A 3,046-nucleotide genomic window follows, 5' to 3' on the forward strand; every position below is an offset into this window, starting at 1 on the left:
CCGGGCGTCTACGCGTCGGTGGGCATCGACCCGCAGCGGGGCCGGCGGGAGGCCCTGGCCAACCCGCACTACCAGGAGATGATCCGCTGGGCGGGGGAGAAGATCCTGGGCTTCCTCGAGGAGGCGGACATGGTCGGGGGACCGGGGACGGCGCTGTGGCGCCGCGCGTTCCTGCTGCCGGGACGCACCCGTCGTCGTCGGGCGGCCGCGGCGGCCTGAACCGGCCCTGCACCGGCCTACGAGAGCGGCAGGTCCGCGACCCCGTCCAGCGTGCCGTCCCGCCCGGCGCGCTCGTAGCGCACCCGGGCGGAGCGGCCGTGGATCTCCAGGGTGGCCACGGCGTTGCCGAACCACGGCCCGCCGATGGGATCCCAGCGCACGGGGTCCTCGGGCACGCCCCACCAGCGCCCGAGCCGGCGCGCCAGCCCGACGACCGGACGCATCCACCCGGCATCGAACACGTACTCCATGAACCACGGGACGCCGTTGCGCACCGGGGAGCAGGTCAGCTGGTAGACCCGCGACCGCGTCGGGGTCGGGAACGTGGCGCGCGCGGCGTAGCTGTGGTGGACGTCCCCGGAGAGCACGCACACCGTCTGCGGGGCCGTCGAGGACGAACCGACCCGTTCGACGAGGCGGGCGAGCCGGTCGAACGACGCCCGGAACGCCGGCCAGTGCTCGAGGTCCACGGCCTGGCGCAGCTTCTCGGCGAGTCGGCTCCCCGCGGCCGCGGACCGCTCGTCGATCATCTGCACCTGGCTGGCCGCCGGGGGCATCAGCCACGGGATCGACGACCCCAGCACCAGGTGGTCGACCTCCTGCGGGTCCTCGCTCGCCTGCTGCTCGATCCAGGTGAAGGTGTCGTCGTTGATCATGAGGCGTTCCTGCGCGTTGAGCACCCGCCCGCAGCGGGAGTCGACGATCAGCAGCCGCGTCCGCCCGAGGTCCCACCGGTAGCTCCACCGCACGCCCTCGGGCTGGCCCACGGCCGCGTCGGCGCGCGCCGCGTACGCCTCGAGCAGCGGCCACACGTCGCCCTCGGCCGTCGTGACCTCCCGGTAGAGATCGTCGGCGGCGAGCGTGTCCGGGTCGAGGTTCCCGATGTGCTGGTAGACCCAGTACGAGGCGAGGCCCGCGCGGATGCGGGTGGCCCACCAGTCCTGGCGCGCCATCTCCTCGCGCCAGGCCAGCGAGGTGTTCCAGTCGTCACGGATGTCGTGGTCGTCGAAGATCATCGACGTCGGCACCGTCGAGAAGAGCCAGCGCAGCTCCGGGTCGGTCCAGGTCTCCGCGTAGAGGTGGGCGTACTCGGGATAGTCGGCGATCTCGAGGCCCGCACCCCCGTCGCCGCCGCGGCGGGCCCGGATCCACTCCTGGGTGCGCGGCGTCGTCTCGTCGGCGTAGATCTGGTCGCCGAGCAGGCAGAGCGCGTCGGGCAGCTCGGCGGCCGCCGCGGCGTCCGACGCGGCGTCGCGCACCCGGGCGAGCAGCCTCGCGGCGTAGGCGTCGAGGGCGTCGACGCCGTACTCGCGCTCGAGCTCCTCGTCGCCGGTCGGGGGGTAGCGGCAGGAGCCGAACACGATCCGCTGCCGGGCCGGGTCCGCGACGAGGTCGGTGGTCGCGCGCGTGCGGATCCGGCTCGCCGGCATCCCGGAGTGCTCCTGGGGCCACACCTGCTCGCCGTCGAGACGCACCTCGTAGGTCCGGCAGGTGCCGGGCTCGAGGCCCCGCACGACGACGAGCGCGTAGTGCTGGTCCTGCACGGTGAAGGTGCGCGCGGTGTGACCGAGCACCTCGACCTCGCCGGGGGCCGCCGTCTCGACCCACACCGTCGCGGTCGTCGTCCCCACGTGCCGCAGGAACGGACCGAGCAGAAGGCCGCTGGAGCCGGTCGCCGTCACGCTGCCATCTCTACATCACCGGACCGACGGCCGGGCGCTACGGGCGGTCGGTGAGCCGTCCGAGTCGCCGCTGGAGCTCGTCGAGCCGGGCCTGCAGGAGGGTGACCTCGGCGGTCAGCAGGGGGATCTCGGCCTCGGGGTCGTCCGGAACGGGACCCCGACCGCCGACGTCCGCGGGACCACCCGCGCGGTCGGAGTCGGACAGCGGCGCGAGCGGACCCATCGGGGCGTACCCGCCGCCCTCGTCGCCGGAGACCGGCACGCCCGCCAGCGTCCCGAACTTCTCGAGCGACAGCACGGCGCGTCGTCCGGCGCACTCCCGGCACACCGGCTCGAGACGGCGCCACCCGACGATCCCGCCCCCGACGTCGTCGAGCGCGGCCGCCGTCCGGCCGCAGCGGCACCGCCCGACCCGCACCGAGCGCACGGTCTGGCGCTGGTAGCGCAGCCCGAGCTCGTAGGAGACGTAGCGCCCAGAGGCGAGGATCTCCAGCAGGACGCTGCGCTCGTACTGCTCGTCGCAGGCCAGGGCGCGGGCGGACTCGGCGTCGTGGAAGCAGTAGAAGCCGCAGTCGCACCACGTCGAGGGGCAACGGTGCCGCGAGGACTGCACGCACACCGCCTCCGCGACGGTGCCGTAGACCTGGCTGCGGCCGAGCGCGACGCCGTTGAAGCCGACCGCGGCGCCGTCGGAGGAGAGCATGGGGTACGCGATCTTCCACCCGGGCAGGGCGGGCCGGTCGGCGGGCTGGTCGGGCTCGGGGCGGTCGGCCCGCCGCCCGAAGAGTGCGCGTCCCCCGAACGCGCCGGTGATCAGGTCCTCGAGACGGCCGGGTCCGGCGTGCGCTCCGGCGCCGGGGTCTCGACGGCGGGTGCGGTCGCTTCGACGGGGGCGGGTGCGGTGTCCGGCTCGGGGCGGGTCGGCGCGGGCGGGTGCTCGGCGATCCCGGCGGTGATTCGGCGGCCCAGTCGCATGTCTGCCTCCCGTGGAGCGTGGCGATGACGCTGCACCGATGGTCAGTGCGGATCGCCGTGCTGTCCAGTGCTGGGGACGGGTCGTCACGAGAACGTCGTCGCGTCCCGGTCCCGGCCGGGGGCACGGACACAGGTCGTAGGCTGCCGCGCGCGGGGGCGACCGGGGTGCG

Annotated in this window: 3 protein-coding genes and 1 pseudogene; 1 reads left to right on the forward strand and 3 read right to left on the reverse strand. The window is 74.7% G+C overall.

What is annotated here, in order from left to right:
* Nucleotides 1-219: pseudogene (locus tag AC0CYZ_RS21550) on the forward strand (hypothetical protein); the annotation flags it as partial.
* A gap of 17 nt (nucleotides 220-236) precedes the next feature.
* On the opposite strand, the gene AC0CYZ_RS21555 reads toward AC0CYZ_RS21550, so the two are convergent.
* From AC0CYZ_RS21555 to AC0CYZ_RS21565, 3 genes are all read right to left on the reverse strand, one after another.
* The gene (locus AC0CYZ_RS21555) at nucleotides 237-1,901 is read right to left on the reverse strand and encodes an alkaline phosphatase D family protein (protein WP_472219088.1); all 1,665 of its coding nucleotides are present in this window, start codon (nucleotides 1,899-1,901) and stop codon (nucleotides 237-239) included.
* Nucleotides 1,902-1,938: 37 nt separating this feature from the next.
* Nucleotides 1,939-2,604 carry a hypothetical protein gene (locus AC0CYZ_RS21560; RefSeq protein WP_472219090.1) on the reverse strand — a complete coding sequence of 222 codons (666 nt, stop codon included), beginning with the start codon at nucleotides 2,602-2,604 and terminating at the stop codon, nucleotides 1,939-1,941.
* 110 nt (nucleotides 2,605-2,714) lie between these two features.
* On the reverse strand, nucleotides 2,715-2,876 hold the full coding sequence (locus AC0CYZ_RS21565) for a hypothetical protein (protein ID WP_472219092.1): 162 nt from the start codon (nucleotides 2,874-2,876) through the stop codon (nucleotides 2,715-2,717).
* Nucleotides 2,877-3,046 lie beyond the last annotated feature (170 nt).

It is taken from the genome of Actinomycetospora sp. (assembly GCF_055612215.1).